General features: G+C 71.0%; 4 protein-coding genes and 1 pseudogene. 2 read left to right on the forward strand and 3 right to left on the reverse strand.

Annotated features, from left to right (window positions below; translation table 11 throughout):
* A partial coding sequence (locus tag AC31A1_RS46560) for an MMPL family transporter (protein WP_489659123.1) occupies positions 1 to 611 on the reverse strand: 611 nt, incomplete at its 3' end.
* 151 nt (positions 612 to 762) lie between these two features.
* Positions 763 to 2085: a serine hydrolase domain-containing protein gene (locus tag AC31A1_RS46565; RefSeq protein ID WP_489659124.1), complete on the reverse strand. Its 1323-nt coding sequence runs from the start codon at positions 2083 to 2085 to the stop codon at positions 763 to 765.
* Positions 2086 to 2355: 270 nt separating this feature from the next.
* Here AC31A1_RS46565 and AC31A1_RS46570 point away from each other — a divergent pair, with 270 nt between their 5' ends.
* On the forward strand, positions 2356 to 3747 hold the full coding sequence (locus tag AC31A1_RS46570) for a sensor histidine kinase (RefSeq protein ID WP_489659125.1): 1392 nt from the start codon (positions 2356 to 2358) through the stop codon (positions 3745 to 3747).
* Positions 3732 to 4376: a response regulator transcription factor gene (locus AC31A1_RS46575; protein ID WP_489659126.1), complete on the forward strand. Its 645-nt coding sequence runs from the start codon at positions 3732 to 3734 to the stop codon at positions 4374 to 4376. Before AC31A1_RS46570 ends, AC31A1_RS46575 begins: the two co-directional genes overlap by 16 nt.
* An 81-nt stretch (positions 4377 to 4457) precedes the next feature.
* On the opposite strand, the pseudogene AC31A1_RS46580 reads toward AC31A1_RS46575, so the two are convergent.
* Positions 4458 to 4984, reverse strand: a pseudogene (locus AC31A1_RS46580) (DUF4232 domain-containing protein); the annotation flags it as partial.

The raw sequence follows: 4984 nt of genomic DNA on the forward strand, positions 1-4984 counted from the left end.
GCGACGAGCAGGGGCACGAACATGCTCAGGAGCGAGCCGAAGGCGACGAACAGGATGATGCCGGCGGCGGCGATGCCAATCGCCTCGGTGCTACGGGTGGTGCCCTCGGCCGCACTGCTGACGGCCTGGCCGCCGAGTTCCACCTGAAGGTCCTCGTCACGGGCGGCTCGGGCCGTGTCCACGACCCGGGTGATGTCGGCGACCGGTATCCGGTCGACCGTCGCGTCGAAGGTCACCGTCGCGTAGGCGGTGGTGCCGTCCCTGCTGATCTGCGGTGCTCCGGCGGGGCCGTACATACTGGCCACCGAAGCGACCGAAGGCAGCTTCGCGACCTCGGCCAGCATCGGGGTGACCTTGTCCCGCACGGCGGCGTCCCGGACCGAGCCGTCGCGTACGTGCACCACAATCTGGTCGCTGTCCCCGGCCTGCTGGGGAGCGGCGGACTGGAGCAGCGCCTGTGCCTTGGCGGACTCGGCCCCGGGCAGGCTGAACTCGTTGGAGTAGCTGGTTCCGAGCATCGCGTACGGCACGGCGAGCGCGACCAGCAACGCGATCCAGATCCCGACGACGACAAGGCGGTGGCGGAAACACCATCTGGCCAGTGCGGACATGACTGAACAACCTTCTTCTCTACGGGAGACGAGACGGAACGGGACCGCTCACGCGACGGGCGAGGCATGAGGGGTGCGGGGTGAGCCGGTCCGGAGGCAAGCGGCCGACGTCAGCCAGCCGGGATCAGCCGGCCGGGGTCAGGCGGCGGACTCAGGCCGCCGGGGACGCGGGCGTGGCAGGGATCGGCTTGCCGAGCATGGCGCACACCGAGGCGTTCACCACGGCCTGGTTGGCGGCGCTGGGCTTCGGCGAGGCCAGACCGAAGATCGTGGAGGTGATGACCGAGGCGGTACGCCGGCCGGTGGCGTCGGTGTAGGCCTCGCTGGAGTAGCCGGGGACCTGGCCGTTGTGGCCCCAGACAGTGCCACAGGGGGTGACCACCTTCTCCAGCCCGAGCCCGTACCGGCGGTTCGGGAACTCGGACTCCTCGGCGATGGTGGTCTTCATCTCCTTCAGCTGCGCGGCCGGCAGGAGCTTGCCGGACAGCAGCGCGCGGTCGAAGCGGGCCCAGTCCCGCGCGGTGGAGACCATGCCGCCCGCGGCCCACTCCGTGCTGGCGTTGACCCAGGTGGTGTCGACGTAACCCTCGGACCGGGCCGGACCGGCGAACGTGGTCCCGGCGGGCGTGCCCGGAGGCAGCAGCGGGGCGAGGCGAGCGGCGTCGGGCTCGTAACCGTGGGCGAGTACGGGACTCTTCTTGGGATCGGGGCCGGTGCCGGTGCCGGTGCCGGTGACCAGGTACGTGTTCTTCAGGTGGAGCGGCCCGGCGATCCGCTGCTGGATCAGGTCGCCCAGAGTGTGTCCGGTCACCTTCTCGGCGACCAGGCCGAGCGCGACGTAGTTGGTGTTGCTGTAGGCGTAGTCCGTGCCGGGTGCGAACAGCGGGTCGTGCCGGACGCCGGCGGCGATCAGCTCCTGAGGCGTCCAGATCCTGGTGTCCTGGCCGGTGAACGCCTTGAGCACGTCGGGGTCGTTGGTGTAGTTGAACAGGCCGCTGGTGTGGCTGAGCAGCATGCGTACGGTGATCGCGGACCCGTTGGGAACCAGGCCGGGCAGCCACGCGTCGACCGGGTCGCTCAGCTTGAGCCGGTGTTCGGCGACCAGTTGCAGGACCACGGTGGCGACCATCGTCTTGGTGTTGGAGCCCATCCGGAACTTGTCCTTCGCGGCAAGGGTGTGGTCGGCCCTGCTCCAGGGGGCCTGCCGGGCGATCTCGATCGGCCGCCCCTGACCGTCGTCGACCCGGACGATCACCCCGGGGGCTCCGGCGTCCACGTCCTGCCGGGCCAACTCGGCCAGCCGGGCGCGCTGAGACACGTCCGCGCCGACGGGTGCGGACGGCTGCTGGGCCGCCGCCCCGCCGCAGGCGCCGAGGGTGCCGGTCAGGGCCGCGGCCACGAGAAGCGTCAGCCCTGCCCGGTGGCGGTGGCGGTCGCGCGGGGACGGCGCCTCTGCGGTCGTGTCTGCGGTCATGAAGGACCTCCTGAATGAGAGGGCACCGGCCTCGGAGCGTCCGACGCCGGCGCACGGATGCAGGCCACTGGTCGGCGGCGGTGCTGCCCGTCGACGCCTTCCTGCCCTTCCAGCCTCGTCGGGCCGATGCAACGGAACACGGGGGCTGAGCCCCCGGGAAGGTGGAGAAAACCCCACTGCGCGCCCCCGGCCACCCGGTCATGATCGGGGGGATTGAGGTGATCGAGGTACGCCACCGGCACCGGCACAGATGCAAGATGATGGAGCGTGATGACCGATCCCAGCGCGACCCGCCGCCTCCCCGGCGGCGCCCCGCCCTCCGGGACACACCCGGTGCCCGGTGGCCGTGGCCCGCGCCACGGTTCCGCGCCGCGCTCCGGGTTGGCCCTGCGGGTGAGCCTGCTGGGCTGGTCGCTGGTGCTGCTGCTCGGCACGGCACTCGGTACCGGCCTGGCCACGCTCTGGATCACCTCGGTGGCGGTCGTCGCGCTCGGGGCCGGCGTCCCGCTGACCCTGCTCTCGACCGTCCTGGTCCGCTGGTTCGCCGGCCTGCACCGCCGCTGGGCCGCCGACCGGCTCGGCGAACCGATGGCCCCGCCCTACCTGCCGCCCCCGGACGCCGGCTGGCCGAGGCGGCTGTGGGCGACCCTGCGCGACCCGGCGACCTGGCGGGACTGGGCCTGGCTGGTGGTCAACTCGATCACCGGCTGGTTCACCTGCGGGCTGTCGTTCACCCTCTTCCTCGGCGGCGTCTTCTACCTGATCTATCCGCTCCTGTACCAGCTGACCCCGCCTCAGGTGTTCCGTACTCCCCTGGGCAACGGCTTCCGCCTGCACAGCGTCCAGGAGTCGTTGGTGATGGTCCCGCTCGGCCCGGTGCTCCTGCTGCTCTGGTACACCACCGCCGTGCGTCTGGCGAACCTCAACGCCCTGGTGATCCGCTCCCTGCTCGGCCCGACCGAGCAGGCGCGACTGCGGGCCCGCGTCCAGCAGTTGGCGGCCTCGCGGGCCGACACCGTCGACACCCAGGCCGGTGAACTGCGTCGGATCGAACGCGATCTGCACGACGGCGCGCAGGCCCGTCTGGTGTCGCTGGGTATGAGCCTGGGCCTGGCCGAGCAGATGCTGCCCACCGATCCGCGGGCCGTCCAGCGGATGCTGGCCGAGGCCCGGGAGGCGACCACCGACGCCCTCGCCGAACTGCGCGACCTGGTACGCGGTATCCATCCGCCGGTCCTGGCGGACCGTGGCCTGGACGGCGCGCTGCGGGCCCTGGCCCTGGTCAACCCCATTCCGACCACGGTGGTGACCCGCCTGCCCGGCCGGCTGCCCGCACCGGTCGAGTCCGCGGCCTACTTCGCCGTCACCGAGGCCCTGTCGAACGCCATCAAGCACGCCCGGCCCCAGCACATCCGCATCGAGGTGGAGTTCACACCCCACCGGGGCGGCAGCACACGGGAGTTGCCGGGCGGCAGCACGGGGGAACTGACGATGCGGGTGTCCGACGACGGCCGCGGGGGCGCCGCCATCGGTGCCCGCGCCGGCACCGGCCTGCACGGAATCGCCCGCCGCCTGGCCGCCTTCGACGGCACCCTGACCGTCGACAGCCCGCCCGGCGGACCCACCGAGGTAAGGATGTCGTTGCCGTGCGCATTGTCGTAGCGGAGGATCTCGCCCTGCTCCGCGAGGGCCTGATCAGGATCTTCCAGGCCAACGGCTTCGAGGTCGTCGAGGCCGTCGACAACGGCCCCTCGCTGATCCGGGCACTGACAGTCCACCGGCCCGACGTCGCCATCATCGACGTACGCCTGCCCCCGACCTTCACCGACGAGGGCCTGCGCGCCGCGATCGACGCGCGCCGGCAGATCCCCGGGCTGCCCGTCGTGGTGCTCTCGCAGTACGTCGAACAGCTCTACGCCAGGGAGCTGATGTCGGACCGTGCCGGGGCCGTGGGCTATCTGCTGAAGGACCGGGTCATGGCCGTCGACCAGTTCGTCGACCACGTCCGGCAGGTCGCCTCAGGCAGTACGATCATGGACCCCGACGTGGTCGCCGCCCTGCTGACCCACCGCTCGGCCGACCCTCACCTGCTGGCGCTGACCCCACGGGAGCACGAGGTCCTCTCGCTGATGGCCCAGGGCCGCTCCAACGCCGCGATCGCCGCCCGGATGTTCGTCACCGAGAAAACCGTCAGCAAGCACAGCTACAACATCTTCACCAAACTCGGCCTCGAACCGTCCGAGGACGACAACCGCCGGATCCTGGCCGTCCTCGCGTACTTGGAAGGCTGAACCCACCACAGCCGCTGAGCGGTCGTGTCCGGGGGCCGTAGCTGTAGCCGTAGCCGCACACCTCACCTTGAGGCGTTCGGGTCAGCTCGCCCCGCCCTGGCCGGCGCTGCCTGTAGGGCCGACCTCGACGACGGAGCCGCAGCCGTCGGTGACGGGCAGGCTGGCGGCGCCCGGCCATTCGAGGGAGACCGACTTCGTCTCGTCCGGCGGCGTCACCACAAGCCCGGTGATCTTGACGACAGAGCCGCCCGAGTCGTTGACCGGGTAGTTGATACCGAACGACACCGACTCGCCGTCCGTGAGCGTCATCGAGCCTGCTTCCTGGCCACTGCGCTTGGCGGACAGATCCCCTCGCTGGTCTTCAGGTTGACGCCCGCGTAGCCAGACAGGGAACAGCTTTGGCCGCCGCCGTTCTTGAACGTGACCGCGACCGAGCCCTCGGGGTTCGCCGTCGATGGTGCTGTCCGTCGCGGTGACCTCCAGTTCGTCGGTGCGGCACTTGCCGACCTCGGCATTCGCGCCGGAGCCACTCCCGGCGGTCGCGTCCTGCCCACCAAGGCCTTCCCAACCGGCCTCCCCCGCGTACCTGTCTCTTATACACATCTCCG

Source organism: Streptomyces sp. P5F9 (assembly GCF_057961495.1).

Bases quoted from the DNA above. Each gene is read 5' to 3' on its own strand.
- AC31A1_RS46565 (WP_489659124.1), bottom strand. From the start codon at position 2,085: ATGACCGCAGACACGACCGCAGAGGCGCCGTCCCCGCGCGACCGCCAC.
- AC31A1_RS46570 (WP_489659125.1), top strand. From the start codon at position 2,356: ATGACCGATCCCAGCGCGACCCGCCGCCTCCCCGGCGGCGCCCCGCCC.